Raw genomic sequence first — 18,907 nt, forward strand, 5'->3', positions numbered from 1 at the left:
TCGGCCTTGAGGGCCAAGCGGAAATAGGAGTAGTACAGATGCGTATGCCAGTGATTTTTATCGGCCACGGTAGTCCCCTCACCCTGGAACAGCCCGAACGCTTCGCCCAATGGCGCGCCTGGGGCAGCCAGCTGCCACGGCCCAAGGCCCTGCTGGTCATCTCCGCCCACTGGGAGACCCGCCCCCTGATGCTGGGCACCAGCCAGACCCAGCCGCTGGTGTATGACTTCTACGGTTTTCCCCAGTCTTACTACCGGCTGCAGTACCCGGCTCCCGGCGCCCCCGAGTTGGCCAACCAGGTCAAGGCGCTGCTGACGGAACAGGGATGGGCGTTTGGCGAACGGCCGGAGCGCGGCTGGGATCACGGTGTCTGGATCCCCCTGCTGGGGCTCTACCCGGAAGCCGACATCCCCATGCTGCAGATCTCGCTGCCCAGCCACGATGCCGGCCAGTTGTTGGCCCTGGGTGAGCTGCTGGCGCCGCTGCGCGATCAGGGGGTGCTCATCATCGGCAGTGGCCTCATCACCCACAACCTGCGGCAATGGACCCCGGACGGGGTGGTCGCCCCCTGGGCCCGGGACTTCGATCAGTGGATCGAGGAGCGCCTGTTGGCGCGGGACTGGGAAGGCCTGACACGCTGGGAACAGGCGCCGGGCGCGCGGGAATCGGTCCCCACCCCGGATCACCTCCTGCCCCTGTTTGTCACCCTGGGGGCCAGCTTGCCGGAGGATGCCTTGAGCTTCCCGGTGAACGGCTTCGAATTTGGCTCGTTTTCACACCGCTCGGTGCAGCTTGGCGCCAGCGAAACCGGCCGCTAGGCCAAGCAATCCAACCGAAACACCCTAAGGAGATCCCCATATGAATAACAAGGTTGCCACCGCCACCCTGTTGCTGCGCCTCAGTCTTGGCGCCCTGTTCCTGGCCCACGGTCTGATGAAGCTATTCATCTTTACCCCCGCCGGTACCGTCGGCTACTTTGCCTCCCTCGGCATACCGCCCATCTTCGCCTGGCTGACCATGGCGGCGGAGGCCGGTGGTGGCGTCCTACTTCTCCTGGGGGTGCAGGTCCGCTGGGTCGCCCTGCTGCAACTACCGGTGATCCTGGGGGCCCTGGTGGTACACAGCGGCAATGGGTGGGTCTTCTCCAGCCCCAATGGCGGCTGGGAATTCCCGGCACTGTGGGTCATGCTGCAGCTGGTGCTGGCCCTGCTGGGGGATGGGCCCTATGCCCTCTGGCCCAGCCTGGGCAGCAAGAAGACCGCCTGAATGGCCCAATAAAAAAGCCGAGCTATCGCTCGGCTTTTTTTATGTCAAACAAACAGGCTTACTTCACCACCCGCAGGCTGGGACGGCCGCTGGGCCGTGGCGGCTCGGGCTCATCATCCGGCGTCGCCGTGGTGGCCACATCGGCATCCGCCTCCTTGAGCCACTCCTCATAGGCCGGCTCAGGGGGAAAGAAGGTGCCCACGCCGTTTTCCCGGGCATGAATGGCCAGCACGGCCGCCATGGGAATATAGACCTGAAACGGCACACCGCCGAAGCGCGCGTTGAAGCTCACCGCATCCGCATCCATGGTGAAGGCCATGACGGCATTGGGTGAGATATTCAGGACAATCTGCCCATCCTGCACGTACTGCATGGGCACCTTGACATGGGGCACCCGTGCATTGACCAGCAGATGCGGCGTCATCTCGTTATCCAACAGCCAATCAAAGAACGCCTTAAGCAGGTAAGGGCGACTGGGAGTCATATCCTGTGACATGGCTTAGAATCCGCCGCGCACTTCACGCTCGACATCGGTGAGGGAGGCCTGGAAGGAATCCCGCTCGAACAGGCGCGTCATGTAGCCCTTGAGCTCCTTGGCACCCTTGCCGGTCAGCTCGATGCCCAGTTGCGGCAGACGCCACAGCAGCGGAGCCATGTAGCAATCCACCTGGCTGAACTCTTCGCTCATGAAGTAGGGGTATTCGGCAAAGATGGGGGCGATGGCCAGCAAGCCTTCACGCAGCTCCTTGCGGGCCGCCTCGGCATCTGCACCATCGGCCTCGATGCGCGCCACCAGGCTGTACCAGTCCAGCTCGATGCGATGCATCATCAACCGGCTGTTGCCACGGGCCACCGGGTAGACGGGCATCAGGGGCGGGTGGGGGAACCGCTCGTCCAGATACTCCATGATGATGCGGGAGGTGTAGAGCACCAGATCCCGATCCACCAGGGTCGGCACACTGTTGTAGGGGTTCAGCTCCAACAACTCCTCGGGCAGATTGTTCACATCCACCTGCACGATATCGACACTGACCCCTTTCTCGGCCAGCACGATGCGCACCTGGTGGCTGAACATGTCATTGGCCCCGGAAAACAGAGTCATGATTGAACGTTTGTTGGCAGCGAAAGCCATTGACCCCTCCAATTCACAATCAAAAAATACGACGCGGGCCGACGGCCCCCATCGAAAAATGCATCTACATTTCCACCCGGTCGCCGAGGGCGGTGGTGAACCGCAGGCCCTCGGGTGAAGATGCCACCGCTGCGCCAAGGTGGCAGAGCAGGCCAGAAAGTTTACCAGATCTCGCGCCATTTGAGCAGCGTTCGCCGTGACTTTCTTCGCCCAAAGCCGGTAAACACCTTGGCAAACGGCAAAAAAAAACCCGGCACTGCTGCCGGGTTTTCTCGACCTGAGTCGTAAGCGAATTAACGCTTGGAGTACTGCGGACGCTTGCGCGCCTTGTGCAGACCGACCTTCTTACGTTCCACCTGACGGGCGTCACGAGTAACGAAGCCAGCCTTGCGCAGGGTGCCGCGCAGGGTCTCGTCGTATTGCATCAGAGCACGGGTGATACCGTGACGGATAGCGCCAGCTTGGCCGGAGATACCACCACCAACGACGGTGATGTACAGATCCAGCTTCTCGCTCAGTTCGACCAGCTCCAGCGGTTGACGGACTACCATGCGGGCAGTCGGACGACCGAAGTAGTCTTCCAGAGAACGCTTGTTGATCACGATATTACCGCTACCGGGCTTGACGAACACACGAGCAGTGGAGCTTTTGCGACGGCCAGTACCGTAGTATTGATTTTCTGCCATTTGCCTAATCCCGTTTAGATATCCAGTACTTGAGGTTGTTGAGCAACGTGGTTGTGCTCTGCACCTGCGTAAACCTTCAGCTTACGGAACATGGCACGACCCAGCGGACCCTTCGGCAACATACCCTTGACGGCAGCTTCGATAACCATCTCAGGCTTACGGTCGATCAGCTTCTCGAAGCTGATGGACTTGATGCCACCGGGGAAACCGGAGTGAGCGTGGTACATCTTGGCAGCAGCCTTGTTACCGGTTACGGCTACCTTCTCGGCGTTGATCACGATGATGTAATCACCGGTATCAACGTGCGGAGTGTATTCCGGCTTGTGCTTACCGCGCAGACGGCTAGCAATTTCAGTAGCGAGGCGACCCAGAGTCTTGCCTTCGGCGTCAACAACATACCAGTCACGCTTGACGGTTTCTGGCTTGGCAACGAAAGTTTTCATTTAGCTAAACCCATATTACCTGTGAAGTAATAATCATGCGTGGGGACATCCCACACATAATGAACGAAGTCCTCCCGTATCCCTTCGAATACAAGCAGGTTTCAAATGCTAGTACCGCCAGATTGGCGGCCTGTAACGTGGGCCGGGCGATTATAGGTAAAGTCGCCCAAGAAATCACCTTGAAATTTCATTGCCCATGAAATTTGCTAGCCGCCCGGCCCATGCCTGTTACGCCGGATGCCCCCGGCACAGACAAGCGGCGTATTCTGACGAACAAACGCCCACTCTGGCAAGGCATTCCTGCAGGCTTTCGCCCAATCGAAGCCCGCTGACGGCCAACTGCCGTGATCCAGCCCGCTCCCTGAGGGGCCCACCGGCAAAAGCAGTACCGCCACCAGGGGGGACAAGCTATAGTGAGCCGGCTTACGTTTCACGCCAGTCAGCCTTAAGGTGTTGTTATGAATGAATTCACTCTGATCCTGTCCGTTCTGGTCGCCCTGGTGGTGGGCTTCATCATCGGTCGCTTCACCTCCCGTGCCGGTGATGCCGCCAAGCTGCAATCCGCCTACAACAAGTCCCGCAAGGAGCTGGAACAGGTTAAACGCGATCTCGGCGATCACTTCACCGGTTCTGCTGCCCTGCTGGAACAACTGGATGAGCAATACCAGCGCCTGTACCAGTACATGGCCGAGCAGAACCAGAAGCTGTGTGGGGAAAATGCCAGCTTCAAACATGAGCAGATTGACACCAACGTCGTCGATGAAGAATATGGTGTCGACGTCCAGCCGCTTGATTATTCAGGCGAACCCTCTGGGTTGCTGAGGGACCAGCAGAAAACCGGTTAGGAACCATTTAATTCATCCGTTGTCATAATGGTGTGATTTAACAATCACTTATCATGTATGAGGAGCAGAGAGTAATGCGTTCAACCCGTCCTGTTGTATGTGCCCTTGCTTTAAGCCTTGGTCTGGTACTGAGCCCCATCACAGTCCAAGCCGCCCTGCCGTTGGCCATCGATGGTCAGGCCCTGCCTAGCCTGGCCCCCATCGTCAGCCAAGCCTCGCCGGGGGTGGTCAACATTTCCGTCTCCGGCAAGAAAGTCACGCGCCAAGCCATTCCCGAACCCTTCCGTTTCTTCTTCGGTCCCAACATGCCGCAGGAGCAGGTGCAGGAGCGCCCGTTCCAGGCCCTGGGCTCCGGGGTGATAGTGGATGCCGATAAGGGCTATGTGATCACCAACCACCACGTGATCGACGAGGCCGATGACATCATGGTCACCCTCAAGGATGGCCGGGAGTTCAAGGCCAAGCTGGTGGGGGATGACAGCCAGTCGGACATCGCCCTGTTGCAGATCGAAGGCAAGGATCTGACCGCCATCCCGCTGGCCAACTCAGATGCCCTGCAAGTCGGTGACTTTGCCATCGCCATCGGCAACCCCTTCGGGCTGGGGCAGACCGTCACCTCAGGTATCATCAGCGCCCTGGGCCGTAGCGGACTCAACATCGAAAACCTGGAGAACTTCATCCAGACCGATGCCGCCATCAACTCCGGCAACTCCGGCGGCGCCCTGCTGAACCTCAAGGGGGAACTCATCGGCATCAACACCGCCATCCTGGGCCCCAACGGCGGCAACATCGGCATCGGTTTTGCCATCCCCTCCAACATGGTGAAGAACCTGATCGAACAGCTGGTGAAGTACGGTGAAGTCCGCCGGGCCATCCTGGGTATCTCTGGGGGCGAGCTGACCAGCGATCTGGCCAAGACCTTCGGCTACGACAAGCAGAAGGGCGCCTTCGTCAATCAGGTGATGCCGGGCTCCGCCGCACAAGAGGCCGGCATTGAGGCCGGTGACATCATCATCTCCCTGGACGGCAACCCAGTGGGTTCCTTCGGCGAACTGCGCGCCAAGATCGCCACCATGGGCGCCGGCAAGCAGGTCAAGCTGGGTCTGATCCGTGACGGCAAGGAGAAGACGGTCACCGTCACCCTCAAGCAGGCCGATCTCACCGAGGCCAAGGCCAGCGTGCTGCACTCCGCTCTGGATGGTGCCACCCTCACCGACAGTGAACCCGGCAGCAAGCCGGCCGGTGTGCTGGTGAAAGAGGTCGCGGAAAACTCCGCCGCCGCCTCCGCCGGCCTGCAGAAGGGCGATCTGATCCTGGGGGTCAACCGGGTGCGCACCGAGAACCTGGACGATCTCCGCAAGGCCCTCAAGGGCAAGCACAAGCTGCTGGCCATCAACATCAAGCGCGACAACTCCAGCCTCTACCTGGTCCTGCGCTAACCCCACATGGCCGCCGCACAGGCGGCCATGCTTTTTTATACGGAGTCGAGACGCCTCGCGATGAAACTGACCTCCCTGCTTGCCTATCTCGTCAAGGCCACCCTGCTGGGTGCGGCAGTCGCCGGCCTGCTGCTGCTGGCCTTTCCCAAGCTCAGATACAAGACCGGCGACTATGGTAGCGAGATCCTCGACTCCCCGCCGGTAAGCTATGCCGCCGCCGCCCGGCTGGCCGGCCCGGCCGTGGTCAACATCTACACCCGCAGCTTTCAGCGCTCCCTGCGGGACAGCAACGACACCGAACTCAGACCCAAGAGCCTGGGCTCCGGGGTCATCATGACGGCCAAGGGGCAGATCCTCACCAATTACCATGTGATCGCCGATGCCGACCAGATCATAGTGGCGCTGCAAGACGGTCGTATCCTCACCGCCGATCTAGTGGGGATGGATGTGCCCACCGATCTGGCAGTGCTCAGCATCAGTGCCGACAATCTGCCGGTCATACCGCAAAATGCCAAGCGGCCCCCCCAGGTGGGTGACGTGGTGCTGGCCATCGGCAATCCCTACAACGTAGGCCAGACCATCACCCAGGGCATCATCAGCGCCACCGGCCGCAACGGCCTCAGCTCCATGGGCCCGGACAGCAATGGTCGGCAGGATCTGCTGCAGACCGACGCGGCCATCAACTCGGGCAACTCCGGCGGCGCCCTGGTGAATACCCGGGGAGAACTGGTGGGCATCAACACCGCCGCCTATCACCTGAGCAGCAATCAGGAGAGCTACGGCATCAGCTTCGCCATCCCCTACAAGCTGGCCCGGCGCATCATGACCGAGCTCATCGCCAATGGCCGGGTTTCCCGCGGCTATGTGGGGGTCTCCACCGTGGAGGTGGATGCGGTCACCGCCCGCCTGCTCAACCTGGGGGAGATGAGCGGCCTAGTGGTGGAAAACCTGGACCCTAACGGCCCCGGCGCCAAGGGTGGTCTGGCTCACGGCGATGTGCTGCTGATGATCGACGGTCAACCCTTGCAAGGGGTGCGCTCCGTGATGGATAGCATCGCCGAGAGCAAGCCGGGCCAGGTGGTGCGCTTTACCGTGCTGCGGGACGGCAAGCGGCTGGAGGTGCCGGTGACCATCGAAGAGGATATGCGCTTCCAGCACCTGCGGCAAAAGAGCAATGAGGCAAGCGACAGCGAGCCGACGGACAACGCAAGCTAAGCGGTGCGGTTAACCTACAAAAAAAGCCCTGCAATTGCAGGGCTTTTTATTGCCATCCGGCGACTTACTCACCCTTGACCCGGGTGATTTCACCCCCCAGGCCGCGCAGCTTCTCTTCGATGTGCTCATAGCCCCGGTCGATGTGGTAGATGCGATCCACCACAGTCACCCCCTGGGCCACGAAGCCGGCCAGCACCAGGCTGGCGGAGGCCCGCAGATCGGTGGCCATCACCTGGGCACCGCTCAGCTGTTCGGTATCCCGGCAGATGGCCAGGTTGCCCTGCAGCTCTATGCTGGCGCCCATGCGGTTCAGCTCAGGCACGTGCATGAAGCGGTTCTCAAAGATGGTTTCGGTCACCATGCCGGTGCCCTTGGCCACGGCGTTCAACACGGTGAACTGGGCCTGCATGTCGGTGGGGAAGGCCGGATAGGGAGCCGTGGTGATGTTCACCGGCTTCAGGGTCCGCCCCGTCATGTCCAGCTTGATCCAGTCGGCGCCCTTTTCGATCAGGGCACCCGCCTCTTCCAGCTTCACCAGCACCGCCTCCAGCAGGCTGGGGTCCGTCTGCCGGCAGACGATGCAGCCACCGGAGATGGCGGCGCCCACCAGGAAGGTGCCGGTCTCGATGCGATCCGGCTGCACCCGGTAACTACCGCCATGCAGCTTCTCTACCCCGTCGATCACCAGGCGATCGGAACCGATGCCGGAGATCTTGGCCCCCAGGGCGTTGAGGAAGTGGGCCAGATCCACCACCTCGGGTTCCCGGGCGGCGTTGTCTATGATGGTCTGACCGTCCGCCAGGACGGCGGCCATCATCAGGTTTTCGGTGCCGGTGACGGAGACCATGTCCATCAGGATATGGGCGCCCTTGAGGCGACCATCCACCCGGGCCTTGATGTAGCCGTCTTCCACCACCACAGTGGCCCCCATCAGCTCCAGGCCATGGATGTGCAGGTTGACCGGCCGCGCGCCGATGGCACAGCCTCCGGGCAGAGAGACATCGGCCTTGCCGAAGCGAGCCACCAGGGGGCCCAACGCCAGGATGGAGGCGCGCATGGTTTTCACCAGCTCGTAGGGGGCTACATGGTTGTTCACCGCGCCAGCCAGCACGGTCACGCTACCGTTTTGCTTGACGCTGGCACCCAGCAGTTCCAGCAGCTTCAGGGTGGTGGTCACATCCTTCAGATGCGGCACATTGCTCAGCCGGATCTCTTCGTCACACAGCAGGGAACCGAACAGTATGGGCAGGGCGGCGTTTTTCGCCCCGGAGATGGTGACCTCACCCTTGAGGGTGCAGCCGCCGTTGATTTTGAATTTGTCCATGAATAGTGCCGACCTCAAGAAGGCATGATGAGTTTCTTGTTGCGTTGCCACTCGGCGGGGGTGAAGGCCTTGATGCTCAAGGCATGAATGGCGTTGCTGGCGATCTGCTCCATCAGGGGGGCATAGATGACCTGTTGCTGCTTCACCCGGCTCATCCCGTCGAACAGGGACGCCACGGCAATCACCTGATAATGACCGCCCTCCCCGCTGACATGAACTTCGTCCAATGCCAGTGCGGAGCGCAGGATACTCTCAATCTCGCTAGGTTGCATAGGTAAACTCTCGATTAGTGAAGCGGTGCCAGGTCGAACAGTTCGGCCACCCCATAGAGGCTGGCCAGCTTGAGGAAGTTGTCATCGGCCCCCAGGATGCGCAGCCGCTCACCCCGCGCCAGACAGGACTGGCTCCACTTCACCAGCAGGGCCAGACCGGCGGAGTCCAGCCGCACCACCTCGGTCAGATCGGCCTCTGCCTGGGCAAACAGCTGGGCCTGCTGGCGCCAACTGCTGGCCGCCCAGGCGGCATTCAGGCTTCCCTCAAGCTTCATGAGTTCTTGCTCGGCAGGGTGGCCGGCTTGCTGTTGTGCTCTTCGAGCATGGCGCTGACCTTATCGATGCCCTGCTGCCGGATCATGCCCCCCAGCTCGGATTGCTTGGCCGCCAGCAGGCTGATGCCCTCGGCCACCATGTCATAGGCCTTCCATTCACCGGTCTTGCTGTTCTGCCGCATCTTGAAGATGACGGTGATGTCCGGTGCACCGGGCTCCAGCACCTTGACGCTCACCGAGGCGATCTTCTGCTCACCCAGCGGCTTGGCCGGCTCCACCTGGATGGTCTGGTTGTCATACTTGCCCAGGGCATCGGCGTAGGTAGCGACAATATAGTCGGTGAAGGCTTCGGTGAAGCGATCACGCTGCTCCGGCGAGGTGTTCTTGATGTTGCTGCCGATCACCTTGTAGGCGGCGAAGCGGTTGTCCACATAGGGCAGCAGCTCCTCGCGGATCACCTGGCGCAGGTAGCCGGGCTCCTGATGAATGCGGGCCTGCTCCTTGTTCATGCGCTTAAAGGTGCTCTGGGCCACCACATCGATCAGTTGATAAGGATCCTGGGGCGCCGCCAGGGCCACGGGCATCAGGCCGACACAGGCCAACAGGCACAACACACGCGAAAAAATGCGCAGCATGGAAACGACTCCTTACTGTTTGGATTGGCTGTAGATGAACTTGCCGATGAGGTCCTCCAGCACTATGGCCGGCTTGGTGTCCTCAATGTAGTCACCCTGCTTGAGCAACTCAGTGCCCATTTCCTCATCCATGAAACCGGGGGTAAGCCCGATGTACTGTTCACCCAGCAGGCCGGCGGTCAGGATGGACGCGCTGGAGGTGTTGGGCAGGTCATCATATTGACTTTGGATCTGCAGCTCAACGACCGGGGTGAAGCTCTTGGCATCGATGTGGATGCTGGCCACCCGGCCCACCACCACACCACCGATCTTCACCGGCGAGCGCACCTTGAGGCCACCGATGTTGTCGAATTTGGCATACAGGGTATAGCTGCTGCCCCGGGTATCCAGCGCCAACCCGGCCACCTGCAACGCCAGCACGACACCGGCCAGGATGCCGGCCAGCATGAAGAGGCCGACTGTAAATTCAATTTTGCTAAATTTCATGATTTTCATCCAAACATGACTGCGGTGAGCACAAAGTCCAACCCCAGCACCGCCAGGGACGAATGCACCACGGTACGGGTGGTGGCCTCACTGATGCCCGCCGCCGTGGGCTTGGCATCATAACCGTTGAACAGGGCGATCCAGCTGACCACCAGGGCAAACAGCAGGCTCTTGATGAAGCCCTGCATGATGTCCTCCTGCAGATCCACCGCCGCCTGCATGCCGGACCAGAAGCTACCCTGATCCACTCCCAGCCAGTCGACGCCGACGAGCTTGCCGCCGTAGATGCCGATCAGGCTGAACATGAGCGCCAGCAGCGGCAGGCTGATGACCCCGGCCCAGAAGCGCGGCGAGACGATGCGCCGCAGGGGGTCCACCGCCATCATCTCCAGGCTGGAGAGCTGCTCGGTGGCCTTCATCAGGCCAATTTCGGCGGTCAACGCCGAACCGGCACGACCAGCGAACAGCAGGGCGGTCACCACAGGGCCCAGCTCCCGCAACAGGGAGAGGGAGACCAGGGGGCCCAGGGAGCCTTCGGCACCGAAGTCCACCAGCACGTTGTAGCCCTGCAGCCCCAGCACCATACCGATAAACAGACCGGACACCAAGATGATCAGGACCGACTGCACCCCCACCACATACAGCTGGCGTACCAGCAGCGGGAAGTGTTTGAGGGGCTCGGGTTTGCCCACCAGGGCGTGGAACAGCATGACGCCGGCCCGGCCCAGGCCGCTCAGCAAGCGCACCCCCTGCCGGCCCAGGGCCGAAATTTTCGCAACCAGTATCACAGCGCCTCCAGGTAGTTGCCGGCGGGATAATGAAAGGGCACGGGCCCGTCGGGCAGCCCCTGAACAAACTGCACCACCTCGGGGTTGCCCTCCCGACGCAGCGCCTCCGGCGTGCCGGCCGCCACCACCCGCTTGTTGGCAATCAGGTAGACGTAGTCGGCGATGCTCATCACCTCGGGGACATCGTGGGAGACGATCACCGAGGTGATGCTCATGGTCTGGTTGAGCTGGCGGATGAGCTTGACCAGCACCGCCATGGTGATGGGATCCTGACCGACGAAGGGCTCGTCATAGAGGATGAGTTCCGGATCCAGGGCGATGGCCCGGGCCAGGGCTGCCCGCCGGGCCATGCCGCCGGAGAGCTCGGAGGGCATCAGCTCGGCAGCCCCCCGCAGGCCGACGCTTTCGAGCTTCATCAGCACCAGGGTGCGGATGAGTTCTTCGGGCAGTTGAGTATGTTCGCGCAACGGATAGGCCACGTTGTCGAACACCGTCATGCCGGTAAACAGGGCGCCGCTTTGAAACAGCATGCTCATGCGCTTGCGCAGCTCATACAGGGCACGGCGGCCGAGGGTCGGCACGTCATGGCCATCGAACAGCACCTGGCCGCTATCGGGCTTGAGCTGGCCACCAATGAGCCGCAGCAGTGTGGTCTTGCCGATGCCACTGGGCCCCATCAGGGCCGTGACCTTGCCCTTGGGAATGGTCAGGCTGATGTTGTCGTACAGCAGGCGATCACCATGGCTGAAGCTCAGGTTGTTTATCTGAACCAATGAATCTGTCAAACGACACTCCCCCATGGGTACACAGGAAATGGGTACAAGCGAAAGGGGGATTGTACCGGTTGCCGCTTGACCACTGCAACCAGCCTTGGCACGGAGGTCGCATATGACGTTGAGGTTTCATATAATCGGCCGGTTAATCTTCTGCTGGAGCCTGCCTTGATGCCGGATCAATTCGATTTTCGTCGGGTCGCCCGACGGGTGCTGGATATCGAAAAACAAGCCATCGACAACCTGTATGCCACCCTGGATGAGGCCTTTGACGACGCCTGCCAGCGGCTTTCTGCCTGTCAGGGCAAGGTCATCGTCATGGGCATGGGCAAGTCCGGCCATATCGGCCGCAAGATTGCCGCCACCCTGGCCAGCACCGGCACCGCCGCCTTCTTCGTGCATCCAGGTGAAGCCAGCCACGGCGATCTGGGCATGGTGGGCCCCAAGGATCTGGTCATCGCCATCTCCAATTCGGGGGAAAGCGATGAGATCATCGCCCTGCTGCCGGTGCTCAAGCGCTGGGGCGTGCCCATGATCGCCATGACCGCCAAACCGACCTCCACCATGGCCCGGGAGGCCGTGGTGCACCTGAACACCCGGGTGGAGCACGAGGCCTGTCCCCTGGGGCTGGCCCCCACCTCCAGCACCACGGCAACCCTGGTGCTGGGAGATGCCCTGGCGGTGGCCCTGCTGGAGGCCAAGGGCTTCACCGCCGATGATTTCGCCCTCTCCCACCCCGGTGGCAGCCTGGGCCGACGCCTGCTGCTGCGCACCGGCGATCTGATGCATGCCGGCGACGAGCTGCCCCAGGTGCCTCAGGAGGCCAGCATCAGCCAGGCCCTGCTGGAGGTCAGCCGCAAGGGGCTGGGCATGACCGCCGTGGTGGCAAGCGACGGCCGTCTGGCGGGCCTGTTCACCGACGGGGATCTGCGCCGCATCCTGGATCAGCAGATCGACATTCATCAGACCTCCATAGCCCGGGTGATGACCGCCAACTGCATCACGGTCGGTCCCGACATGCTGGCCGCCGAAGCGGTACAGCTGATGCAGTCCCGCAAGATCAACGGCCTGGTGGTGGTGGACGGCGACCACAAGCCGGTGGGGGCCTTCAACATGCATGACGTGCTCAAGGCGGGGGTGGTATGAGTCAGACGGCCAACACCCCCTACGGCCCGGTCCCCCAGGCGGCTCTGGAGGCGGCCCGCCGCATCCGCCTGCTGATCTGCGACGTGGACGGCGTGCTGTCGGACGGCAAGATTTACCTGGGCAACAACGGCGAGGAGCTCAAGAGCTTCCATACTAAGGATGGGTTCGGCCTCAAGGCCGTCATGGCCCAGGGCGTCGAGGTGGCCGTGATCACCGGACGCTCCTCCCGCATCGTCAGTGACCGCATGCTCTCCTTGGGGGTGCGCCACGTCTATCAGGGTCAGGGGGACAAGTTGCCTGTCTATCAGCAGCTGCTGCAGAAGCTGGACCTCACCGCCGACCAGGTGGCCTACATAGGCGATGACGTCATCGACCTGCCGGTGATGCGTGCCTGCGGTCTGGGGGTGGCGGTGGCCGATGCCCACCCCCTGGTACAGCAGGACGCCGACTTCATCTGCCGCCTCAAGGGCGGCGAAGGGGCGGTGCGAGAGCTGTGCGATCTGCTCCTGCAGGCCCTGGGCGCTCTCGAATCGGCACAGGGGCCCTCGGTATGAGTCGGCAAACGCTGCTCATCGGCGTGCTCTTCCTGTTCAGTCTGCTGAGCTGGCGCTGGTTCGAGGCCGGTCGCGATTCCGGTACCCTCACCAACCCGGAGGAGTACTACCAGCCAACCTTCACCGCCAACAAGCTGAAATATCTCAATTTTGCCGACAACGGCCTGCTGCGCAACGAGGTCTCTGCCGACTACACCGAATATTACAACCAGCTGGAGCAGACGGAGCTGTTCAACCCCGTTATCATTGCCCACGATGAACAGGGCAAGGCCCAGTGGCGGATCAGTGCCCAGCAGGGCATTCTCAACCTGAACGACAACGCCATCTTACGGGATCAGGTCCGCATCCAGGCCCTGACCCCCAACGACACCCTGAACTGGCTCGAGACCCCTTATCTGGAGATGGATCTCATCCGTAACGAGGTCCGCAACCACCACCCCGTGACCATGGAAGGACCCCGTTTCCACCTGGAAGGCCTGGGGCTGCGCGGGCAACTGAATCAACGCATTTATGAAATTCTGGACAAGAGTCATGGTATCTACTTCAACCAGCCTTAAGTGGTGCCTGCTGGCCCTGTGCCTGCAACCCGTGATGGCCAAGCAAAGCGACTACAAGCAAAAGGTCTACGTGGACTCTGTCCGTCAGGTGGCCGAGCTCAACGACAACAAGCTGACCTTTCTGGATGACGTGGTGATCCGCCAGGGCACCATTGAAATCCATGCCGACAAGGTGGAGGTGATCCGCCACGGCGACAAGGGCGCCGACGAGATGATCGCCACCGGCAAGCCGGCCCGCTTCCACCAGCTGCTGGACAACGGCAAGCCGGTGGATGCCCAGGCCAATCGCCTGAGCTACAAGCTCAAGGAGCGGATGGTGGTGCTCAATGGCAATGCCCGGATCCAGCAGTCGGACAACGAGATCAGCGGCGACCAGATCCGCTACGACATCCAGAAACAGCAAATGGTGGCCGAAAGCAGCGGGGGCTCCCGGGTCAAGACCATCTTCCTGCCCGCTGACATGGGCAGCTTCGATCAACCGGCCCAGGAGAAACCCTAAGCATGGCCCTGTTACATGCCGCCAATCTGAAAAAGAGCTACAAGGGGCGCCAGGTGGTGAGCGACGTCTCCTTGCAGGTCGCCGCCGGCCAGGTGGTGGGGCTGCTGGGACCGAACGGTGCCGGCAAGACCACCTCCTTCTATATGATCGTCGGCCTGGTGCAACAGGACGGCGGCCAGGTCTGCATCGACGAGTTGGACATCAGCTCCATGCCCATGCACCTGCGGGCCCGCAACGGCATCGGCTACCTGCCCCAGGAAGCCTCGATTTTTCGCCGCCTGACGGTGGAAGAAAACCTGCTGGGGGTGCTGCAGATCCGTCCCGAGTTGACCAACGAGGAGCGGCGACAGAAGATGGAGGCCTTGCTCGAAGAGTTTCACATCACCCATATCCGCCAGAACCTGGGCCAGAGCCTGTCCGGTGGCGAGCGCCGCCGGGTGGAGATCGCCCGGGCCCTGGCGGCCGAGCCGCGCTTCATCCTGCTGGATGAGCCCTTCGCCGGGGTGGACCCTATCTCGGTGAACGACATCAAACGCATCATTGAACACCTGCGGGATCGGGGATTGGGCGTGCTCATCACCGACCACAACGTGCGGGAAACACTTGATGTCTGTGAGAAAGCCTATATCGTCAGCCATGGACATCTGATCGCGGAAGGGACGCCCAGCGAGATTTTGGCCAATGAACAGGTGAAGCGGGTTTACCTGGGTGACGCCTTCAGCATTTGATCTTCACGTCACCGGCATTGCATTAACAAGGACATACGGAAATAGATGAAGCCATCCTTACAGTTGCGACTGGGTCAGTCTCTGGCCATGACGCCACAACTACAGCAGGCGATTCGTCTGTTGCAGCTCTCCACCCTGGAGCTGCAGCAAGAAATCCAGCAGGCCCTGGATGCCAATCCGCTGCTGGAGCAGGAGGAGAGCGATAACCACGAATCGGAGCTGCCCAACGAGGAGGCGCAGGACAGCAGCCAGCTGGACACAGGCGAAGCCATGGAGCAGGACAAGCTGCCGGACGAGCTGCCCATGGACACCTCCTGGGACGAGGTCTATACCGCCGCCGGCTCCGGCCAGTCCAGCAGCCCCATCAGTGGCGACGAGGACTACCTCTATCAGGGGGAAACCACCGAGACCCTGCAGGACTACCTGCTGTGGCAGATGCACCTCACTCCCTTTAGCGAGGTGGATCAAGCCATCGCCCTGGCCATCATAGATGCGGTGGATGACTCAGGCTATCTCACGGTGACGCTGGACGACATCATACAGGCGGTGAGCAACGAGGAGATGCCGGTCGAGCTGGACGAGGTGACCGCCGTGCTCAAGCGGGTGCAGCACTTCGACCCCATCGGCGTCGCCGCCCGCTCGGTGCAGGAGTGCCTGCAGATCCAGCTGGGCCAATATGCCGCCGGCACCCCCTGGCTGACCGAGGCCAAGCAGGTGCTGGCCGAACACATGGATCTGCTGGGTAACCGGGACTACCGCACCCTGGCCCGCAAGATGCAGCTCAAGGAGACGGAGCTCAAAGAGGTGCTGGATCTCATCCAGCAGTTGGAGCCCAGACCCGGCAACCGGGTGGTGCAGAGCGAATCCCAGTACGTCATCCCGGACGTGGCGGTGACCAAGAAGCACGGCAAGTGGGTGGTGGAGCTCAATCCCGACGCCATGCCCAAGATCCGCATCAACGAGACCTATGCCTCCATGGCCCGCCAGGCTCGCAACAGCAGCGATACCCAATTCATCCGCTCCCACCTGCAAGAGGCCAAGTGGTTCATCAAGAGTCTGGAGAGCCGCAACGACACCCTGCTCAAGGTGGCCAACTGCATCGTCAAGCAGCAACAGGACTTCTTCGAGTATGGTGAAGAGGCCATGAAGCCCATGGTGCTCAACGACGTGGCGGAAGCGGTAGAGATGCACGAGTCCACCATCTCCCGGGTCACCACCCAGAAGTACATGCATACCCCCCGAGGTATCTTCGAGCTGAAGTACTTTTTCTCCAGCCACGTCAATACTGAGAGTGGGGGGGAGTGCTCTTCCACCGCCATCCGCGCCCTGATCAAGAAGCTGGTGGCGGCCGAGAATCCGGCAAAACCATTAAGCGATAGCAAGATCGCGGATTTGCTCACCGAGCAAGGTATCATGGTAGCCAGACGGACCATCGCCAAGTACCGGGAGTCCTTGTCGATTCCTCCGTCTAGTCAGCGCAAACGCCTACTGTAAGTCACACTTACGGGGCCCTACTTAAGGACGACGTTATGCAAATAAATCTCTCAGGTCATCACATCGAACTCACCGATCCCCTGCGCGATTATGTCAACGCCAAATTTGCCAAGCTGGAGCGTCATTTCGAACAGATCAACAACGTCCAGGTGATCCTGAACGTGGAAAAACTCAACCAGATCGCCGAAGCCAAGTTGAACGTCAACGGCGGCGAGATCTTTGCCAATGCCCAGGATGCGGACCTGTACGCCGCCATCGACGCCCTGATCGACAAGCTGGATCGGCAACTCATCAAATACAAAGAAAAGATCTCCAGCAAATAACCATGCAACTCTCCGACCTGCTCAGCGGGAACTGCACCAAGAGTGCAGTTCCCTGCTCCAGTAAAAAGCGCGCCATCGAAATCATCAGTGAACTTGCGGCCGAGCAGCTGGGCGTCGACAGCCAGGAGCTGTTCGAATGCCTGCTGGCCCGTGAGAAGATGGGCAGTACCGGCATAGGTGGCGCCATCGCCATTCCCCATGGCCGCATCCCGGATGAGCTGCCGCTGACCGGCGTGCTGCTCACCCTGGAACACCCCATCCCCTTCGATGCCATCGACAACCAACCCGTGGATATCCTGTTTGCCTTGCTGGTGCCGGAAAGCCAGTGCAAGGAACATCTGCAGACCCTGGGGCAGATCGCCAAGAAACTGAGCGACAAAAACCTCTGTCGCCAATTGCGTCTGGCTGACAGTGATGAAATGCTCTACCAACTGATCACCGCCCCTTGAGGAGCCCATGAAACTCATCGTCGTCAGTGGCCGCTCCGGTTCCGGCAAGACCATAGCCCTGCGGGTACTGGAGGATCTGGGTTACTACTGTGTGGACAACCTGCCCGTCGCCCTGCTGCCACAACTGGTGGCGGAGCTGCGCGGCAAGTTTGAGGAGATGGCGGTCAGCATAGACGTGCGCAACCTGCCGGATCACAGCGAGGATCTGGAGCGGATCCTGGGCCAGCTGCGCCAGGCCGTCGATCTGGAGTTCACCAGCTTCTTCATCGACGCCGACAACCCCATCCTCATCCGCCGCTACAGCGAGACCCGCCGCCTGCACCCCCTGTCACGCAAGCAGCTGACCCTGGAGCAGGCCATCCAGCATGAGACCACCCTGCTCTCTCCCCTCTCCACCAGCGCCGATCTGCGCATCGATACCAGCCACCTGAGCATTCACGATCTCAGCGAACAGATCCGGGAACGGGTGCTGGGCAAGAAGGAGAAGGAACTGGTGCTGGTGTTCGAGTCATTCGGCTTCAAGTACGGCATCGCCAAGGATGCCGACTTCGTGTTCGATGCCCGCTTCCTGCCCAACCCCCACTGGATCGCCGAGCTGCGCCCCCTCACCGGCAAGGACGAGCCGGTGCGCCGCTATCTGCGCGGCCATGCCGACGTCATGCAGTACATACAGCAGATCGAGACCTTGCTGAGCAACTGGCTCCCCCACCTGGAGCGCAACAACCGCAGCTACGTCACCCTGGCGGTAGGCTGCACCGGCGGCCAGCACAGATCCGTCTTCATCGTCGAGCAACTGGCCGCCCGCTTCAAGGCCGCCGGCAAGACGGTGCAGATCCGCCACCACAGCCTGGAGAAATCCCATGCCGCGCATTGAGAAGCGCCTGCCCATCGTCAACAAGCTGGGCCTGCATGCCCGGGCCGCCATCAAGCTGGTGCAGCTGACCGCCAGCTTCCAGGCCACAGTGACGGTCTGCAACGGTGAGCGTCAGGCGGATGCCGACTCCGTGATGGGCCTGCTGATGCTGGAGGCCGCCCAGGGGGAGACCATACGGGTGATCTGTGAAGGCGAAGATGCCGCCGCCCTGATGACGGCGGTAGAACAACTGGTGGCGGACCGCTTCGACGAAACCGAGTAGTGTCAAAGTGGTCCATACTTGCCTGGATGTCCCCTGGATCGGGGGCCCACCAGTTCGGGAGATGTGCCATGCCTCGCTGGAAACTCGGCGCCTGCGCCTTGCTCTATTCCCTGTCGCTCTACGCCAATGACAGCTTCAACAGTGAACTGAGTCACTTCGCCGGCGGCGCCGCCATGGCCGGCGGTATCAGCCTCATCACCCAGCACTACTACCCGGAGCAGGATGCCTTCTGGATGGGCTTTGGCCTCTCGTCATTGGCGGGCATCCTGGGGGAAGGGACCCAATGGGCCAGCGGCGGTCGTTTCTCCGTGCTGGACGCCGGCTCCCATATGGCCGGCTCCCTGCTGGGCGCCGTCACGGTCGACCACTTCTGTGTCAGCCCCGATCTGTACCGCGACGGGGAGCACTACGTGGGGTTGCAGGTCCGCTATCTGCTCTGAGC

Annotated in this window: 28 protein-coding genes; 17 read left to right on the forward strand and 11 right to left on the reverse strand. The window is 61.3% G+C overall.

The genetic code is table 11. The features are described from left to right. Positions 1-38 precede the first annotated feature (38 nt). Both ABHF91_RS14280 and ABHF91_RS14285 read left to right on the forward strand, forming a co-directional pair. A complete protein-coding gene (locus tag ABHF91_RS14280) occupies positions 39-818 on the forward strand; it encodes a dioxygenase (RefSeq protein ID WP_409420927.1) in 780 nt (259 codons plus the stop codon). 40 nt (positions 819-858) lie between these two features. After that, entirely contained in the window at positions 859-1,266 is a 408-nt protein-coding gene (locus tag ABHF91_RS14285; protein WP_409420928.1) for a DoxX family protein, read from the forward strand. Positions 1,267-1,324: 58 nt separating this feature from the next. Here ABHF91_RS14285 and ABHF91_RS14290 read toward each other — a convergent pair whose 3' ends face one another. Then, positions 1,325-1,750 (reverse strand): ClpXP protease specificity-enhancing factor, encoded by a 426-nt coding sequence (locus ABHF91_RS14290; RefSeq protein ID WP_409423127.1) that lies wholly within the window; start codon positions 1,748-1,750, stop codon positions 1,325-1,327. Between the two features lie 15 nt (positions 1,751-1,765). Beyond that, positions 1,766-2,398, reverse strand: coding sequence for a stringent starvation protein SspA (sspA, locus tag ABHF91_RS14295; protein WP_409420929.1), 633 nt, complete (start codon positions 2,396-2,398; stop codon positions 1,766-1,768). Here sspA and ABHF91_RS14300 point away from each other — a divergent pair. Then, positions 2,367-2,516: a hypothetical protein gene (locus ABHF91_RS14300; protein WP_409423151.1), complete on the forward strand. Its 150-nt coding sequence runs from the start codon at positions 2,367-2,369 to the stop codon at positions 2,514-2,516. The genes sspA and ABHF91_RS14300 overlap by 32 nt on opposite strands. A gap of 175 nt (positions 2,517-2,691) precedes the next feature. On the opposite strand, the gene rpsI is transcribed toward ABHF91_RS14300, so the two are convergent. After that, positions 2,692-3,084 (reverse strand): 30S ribosomal protein S9, encoded by a 393-nt coding sequence (rpsI, locus tag ABHF91_RS14305; RefSeq protein WP_409420930.1) that lies wholly within the window; start codon positions 3,082-3,084, stop codon positions 2,692-2,694. Positions 3,085-3,098: 14 nt separating this feature from the next. Further along, positions 3,099-3,527 carry a 50S ribosomal protein L13 gene (rplM, locus tag ABHF91_RS14310; protein ID WP_409420931.1) on the reverse strand — a complete coding sequence of 143 codons (429 nt, stop codon included), beginning with the start codon at positions 3,525-3,527 and terminating at the stop codon, positions 3,099-3,101. Positions 3,528-3,985: 458 nt separating this feature from the next. Here rplM and ABHF91_RS14315 point away from each other — a divergent pair, with 458 nt between their 5' ends. From ABHF91_RS14315 to degS, 3 genes are all read left to right on the forward strand, one after another. Then, positions 3,986-4,372 carry a YhcB family protein gene (locus ABHF91_RS14315; protein ID WP_409420932.1) on the forward strand — a complete coding sequence of 129 codons (387 nt, stop codon included), beginning with the start codon at positions 3,986-3,988 and terminating at the stop codon, positions 4,370-4,372. Between the two features lie 74 nt (positions 4,373-4,446). Beyond that, complete coding sequence (locus ABHF91_RS14320; RefSeq protein ID WP_409420933.1) at positions 4,447-5,811, forward strand: DegQ family serine endoprotease; 1,365 nt, start codon at positions 4,447-4,449, stop codon at positions 5,809-5,811. 60 nt (positions 5,812-5,871) lie between these two features. Beyond that, a complete protein-coding gene (gene degS / locus ABHF91_RS14325; protein ID WP_409420934.1) occupies positions 5,872-7,026 on the forward strand; it encodes an outer membrane-stress sensor serine endopeptidase DegS in 1,155 nt (384 codons plus the stop codon). A 64-nt stretch (positions 7,027-7,090) separates the two neighbouring features. Here the strand turns inward: degS and murA are convergent, their stop codons facing one another. Genes murA through mlaF form a run of 7 tightly spaced genes read right to left on the reverse strand, consistent with a single transcriptional unit; the run spans position 7,091 to position 11,606 of the window. Beyond that, positions 7,091-8,350 carry a UDP-N-acetylglucosamine 1-carboxyvinyltransferase gene (murA, locus tag ABHF91_RS14330; RefSeq protein ID WP_409420935.1) on the reverse strand — a complete coding sequence of 420 codons (1,260 nt, stop codon included), beginning with the start codon at positions 8,348-8,350 and terminating at the stop codon, positions 7,091-7,093. Positions 8,351-8,364: 14 nt separating this feature from the next. Then, positions 8,365-8,622, reverse strand: coding sequence for a BolA family iron metabolism protein IbaG (gene ibaG, locus ABHF91_RS14335; RefSeq protein ID WP_409420936.1), 258 nt, complete (start codon positions 8,620-8,622; stop codon positions 8,365-8,367). Between the two features lie 14 nt (positions 8,623-8,636). After that, positions 8,637-8,897: a lipid asymmetry maintenance protein MlaB gene (locus ABHF91_RS14340; protein ID WP_409420937.1), complete on the reverse strand. Its 261-nt coding sequence runs from the start codon at positions 8,895-8,897 to the stop codon at positions 8,637-8,639. Next, entirely contained in the window at positions 8,894-9,523 is a 630-nt protein-coding gene (locus ABHF91_RS14345; RefSeq protein ID WP_409423128.1) for a phospholipid-binding protein MlaC, read from the reverse strand. Before ABHF91_RS14345 ends, ABHF91_RS14340 begins: the two co-directional genes overlap by 4 nt. 21 nt (positions 9,524-9,544) lie before the next feature. Beyond that, a complete protein-coding gene (gene mlaD, locus ABHF91_RS14350) occupies positions 9,545-10,018 on the reverse strand; it encodes an outer membrane lipid asymmetry maintenance protein MlaD (protein ID WP_409420938.1) in 474 nt (157 codons plus the stop codon). Between the two features lie 5 nt (positions 10,019-10,023). Next, entirely contained in the window at positions 10,024-10,803 is a 780-nt protein-coding gene (gene mlaE / locus ABHF91_RS14355; RefSeq protein ID WP_409423129.1) for a lipid asymmetry maintenance ABC transporter permease subunit MlaE, read from the reverse strand. Beyond that, positions 10,803-11,606, reverse strand: a complete 804-nt coding sequence (gene mlaF, locus ABHF91_RS14360) for a phospholipid ABC transporter ATP-binding protein MlaF (RefSeq protein ID WP_409420939.1) — start codon at positions 11,604-11,606, stop codon at positions 10,803-10,805. The genes mlaE and mlaF overlap by 1 nt, the downstream gene beginning before the upstream one ends. A gap of 144 nt (positions 11,607-11,750) precedes the next feature. Between mlaF and ABHF91_RS14365 the strand changes: the two genes are divergently transcribed. From ABHF91_RS14365 to ABHF91_RS14415, 11 genes are all read left to right on the forward strand, one after another. Further along, complete coding sequence (locus ABHF91_RS14365) at positions 11,751-12,725, forward strand: KpsF/GutQ family sugar-phosphate isomerase (RefSeq protein ID WP_409420940.1); 975 nt, start codon at positions 11,751-11,753, stop codon at positions 12,723-12,725. Beyond that, a complete protein-coding gene (gene kdsC / locus ABHF91_RS14370) occupies positions 12,722-13,279 on the forward strand; it encodes a 3-deoxy-manno-octulosonate-8-phosphatase KdsC (protein WP_409420941.1) in 558 nt (185 codons plus the stop codon). The genes ABHF91_RS14365 and kdsC overlap by 4 nt, the downstream gene beginning before the upstream one ends. Then, positions 13,276-13,836 (forward strand): LPS export ABC transporter periplasmic protein LptC, encoded by a 561-nt coding sequence (gene lptC, locus ABHF91_RS14375; protein WP_409420942.1) that lies wholly within the window; start codon positions 13,276-13,278, stop codon positions 13,834-13,836. Before kdsC ends, lptC begins: the two co-directional genes overlap by 4 nt. Continuing rightward, positions 13,811-14,335 carry a lipopolysaccharide transport periplasmic protein LptA gene (gene lptA / locus ABHF91_RS14380; protein WP_409420943.1) on the forward strand — a complete coding sequence of 175 codons (525 nt, stop codon included), beginning with the start codon at positions 13,811-13,813 and terminating at the stop codon, positions 14,333-14,335. Before lptC ends, lptA begins: the two co-directional genes overlap by 26 nt. Before the next feature lie 2 nt (positions 14,336-14,337). Continuing rightward, entirely contained in the window at positions 14,338-15,063 is a 726-nt protein-coding gene (gene lptB / locus ABHF91_RS14385; RefSeq protein WP_409420944.1) for an LPS export ABC transporter ATP-binding protein, read from the forward strand. A gap of 45 nt (positions 15,064-15,108) precedes the next feature. Next, positions 15,109-16,557, forward strand: coding sequence for an RNA polymerase factor sigma-54 (locus ABHF91_RS14390; RefSeq protein WP_409420945.1), 1,449 nt, complete (start codon positions 15,109-15,111; stop codon positions 16,555-16,557). Between the two features lie 35 nt (positions 16,558-16,592). After that, positions 16,593-16,880: a ribosome hibernation promoting factor gene (gene hpf / locus ABHF91_RS14395; RefSeq protein ID WP_409420946.1), complete on the forward strand. Its 288-nt coding sequence runs from the start codon at positions 16,593-16,595 to the stop codon at positions 16,878-16,880. A 2-nt stretch (positions 16,881-16,882) separates the two neighbouring features. Next, positions 16,883-17,329 (forward strand): PTS IIA-like nitrogen regulatory protein PtsN, encoded by a 447-nt coding sequence (gene ptsN / locus ABHF91_RS14400; RefSeq protein ID WP_409420947.1) that lies wholly within the window; start codon positions 16,883-16,885, stop codon positions 17,327-17,329. A 7-nt stretch (positions 17,330-17,336) separates the two neighbouring features. Further along, a complete protein-coding gene (rapZ, locus tag ABHF91_RS14405; RefSeq protein WP_409420948.1) occupies positions 17,337-18,203 on the forward strand; it encodes an RNase adapter RapZ in 867 nt (288 codons plus the stop codon). Then, positions 18,190-18,465, forward strand: coding sequence for an HPr family phosphocarrier protein (locus ABHF91_RS14410; protein ID WP_409420949.1), 276 nt, complete (start codon positions 18,190-18,192; stop codon positions 18,463-18,465). Before rapZ ends, ABHF91_RS14410 begins: the two co-directional genes overlap by 14 nt. Positions 18,466-18,533: 68 nt before the next feature. Then, complete coding sequence (locus ABHF91_RS14415; RefSeq protein WP_409420950.1) at positions 18,534-18,905, forward strand: hypothetical protein; 372 nt, start codon at positions 18,534-18,536, stop codon at positions 18,903-18,905. The last annotated feature ends 2 nt before the right edge of the window (positions 18,906-18,907 follow it).

Origin of the sequence: Pseudaeromonas aegiceratis, assembly GCF_046254905.1 — a bacterium.
GTDB lineage: Bacteria > Pseudomonadota > Gammaproteobacteria > Enterobacterales > Aeromonadaceae > Pseudaeromonas > Pseudaeromonas aegiceratis.

Excerpts from the sequence above, each read along its gene's own strand:
- ABHF91_RS14285 (WP_409420928.1), top strand. The coding sequence starts at position 859 with ATGAATAACAAGGTTGCCACCGCCACCCTGTTGCTGCGCCTCAGTCTT.
- ABHF91_RS14280 (WP_409420927.1), top strand. The coding sequence starts at position 39 with ATGCGTATGCCAGTGATTTTTATCGGCCACGGTAGTCCCCTCACCCTG.
- ptsN (WP_409420947.1), top strand. The coding sequence starts at position 16,883 with ATGCAACTCTCCGACCTGCTCAGCGGGAACTGCACCAAGAGTGCAGTT.
- rpsI (WP_409420930.1), bottom strand. The coding sequence starts at position 3,084 with ATGGCAGAAAATCAATACTACGGTACTGGCCGTCGCAAAAGCTCCACT.
- ABHF91_RS14365 (WP_409420940.1), top strand. The coding sequence starts at position 11,751 with ATGCCGGATCAATTCGATTTTCGTCGGGTCGCCCGACGGGTGCTGGAT.
- ABHF91_RS14340 (WP_409420937.1), bottom strand. The coding sequence starts at position 8,897 with ATGAAGCTTGAGGGAAGCCTGAATGCCGCCTGGGCGGCCAGCAGTTGG.
- lptC (WP_409420942.1), top strand. The coding sequence starts at position 13,276 with ATGAGTCGGCAAACGCTGCTCATCGGCGTGCTCTTCCTGTTCAGTCTG.
- hpf (WP_409420946.1), top strand. The coding sequence starts at position 16,593 with ATGCAAATAAATCTCTCAGGTCATCACATCGAACTCACCGATCCCCTG.
- ABHF91_RS14320 (WP_409420933.1), top strand. The coding sequence starts at position 4,447 with ATGCGTTCAACCCGTCCTGTTGTATGTGCCCTTGCTTTAAGCCTTGGT.
- ABHF91_RS14410 (WP_409420949.1), top strand. The coding sequence starts at position 18,190 with ATGCCGCGCATTGAGAAGCGCCTGCCCATCGTCAACAAGCTGGGCCTG.
- ABHF91_RS14290 (WP_409423127.1), bottom strand. The coding sequence starts at position 1,750 with ATGACTCCCAGTCGCCCTTACCTGCTTAAGGCGTTCTTTGATTGGCTG.
- ibaG (WP_409420936.1), bottom strand. The coding sequence starts at position 8,622 with ATGCAACCTAGCGAGATTGAGAGTATCCTGCGCTCCGCACTGGCATTG.
- ABHF91_RS14300 (WP_409423151.1), top strand. The coding sequence starts at position 2,367 with ATGATTGAACGTTTGTTGGCAGCGAAAGCCATTGACCCCTCCAATTCA.
- lptB (WP_409420944.1), top strand. The coding sequence starts at position 14,338 with ATGGCCCTGTTACATGCCGCCAATCTGAAAAAGAGCTACAAGGGGCGC.
- ABHF91_RS14315 (WP_409420932.1), top strand. The coding sequence starts at position 3,986 with ATGAATGAATTCACTCTGATCCTGTCCGTTCTGGTCGCCCTGGTGGTG.
- degS (WP_409420934.1), top strand. The coding sequence starts at position 5,872 with ATGAAACTGACCTCCCTGCTTGCCTATCTCGTCAAGGCCACCCTGCTG.
- sspA (WP_409420929.1), bottom strand. The coding sequence starts at position 2,398 with ATGGCTTTCGCTGCCAACAAACGTTCAATCATGACTCTGTTTTCCGGG.
- mlaF (WP_409420939.1), bottom strand. The coding sequence starts at position 11,606 with ATGGGGGAGTGTCGTTTGACAGATTCATTGGTTCAGATAAACAACCTG.
- mlaD (WP_409420938.1), bottom strand. The coding sequence starts at position 10,018 with ATGAAATTTAGCAAAATTGAATTTACAGTCGGCCTCTTCATGCTGGCC.
- ABHF91_RS14415 (WP_409420950.1), top strand. The coding sequence starts at position 18,534 with ATGCCTCGCTGGAAACTCGGCGCCTGCGCCTTGCTCTATTCCCTGTCG.
- rapZ (WP_409420948.1), top strand. The coding sequence starts at position 17,337 with ATGAAACTCATCGTCGTCAGTGGCCGCTCCGGTTCCGGCAAGACCATA.
- lptA (WP_409420943.1), top strand. The coding sequence starts at position 13,811 with ATGGTATCTACTTCAACCAGCCTTAAGTGGTGCCTGCTGGCCCTGTGC.
- murA (WP_409420935.1), bottom strand. The coding sequence starts at position 8,350 with ATGGACAAATTCAAAATCAACGGCGGCTGCACCCTCAAGGGTGAGGTC.
- kdsC (WP_409420941.1), top strand. The coding sequence starts at position 12,722 with ATGAGTCAGACGGCCAACACCCCCTACGGCCCGGTCCCCCAGGCGGCT.
- ABHF91_RS14390 (WP_409420945.1), top strand. The coding sequence starts at position 15,109 with ATGAAGCCATCCTTACAGTTGCGACTGGGTCAGTCTCTGGCCATGACG.
- rplM (WP_409420931.1), bottom strand. The coding sequence starts at position 3,527 with ATGAAAACTTTCGTTGCCAAGCCAGAAACCGTCAAGCGTGACTGGTAT.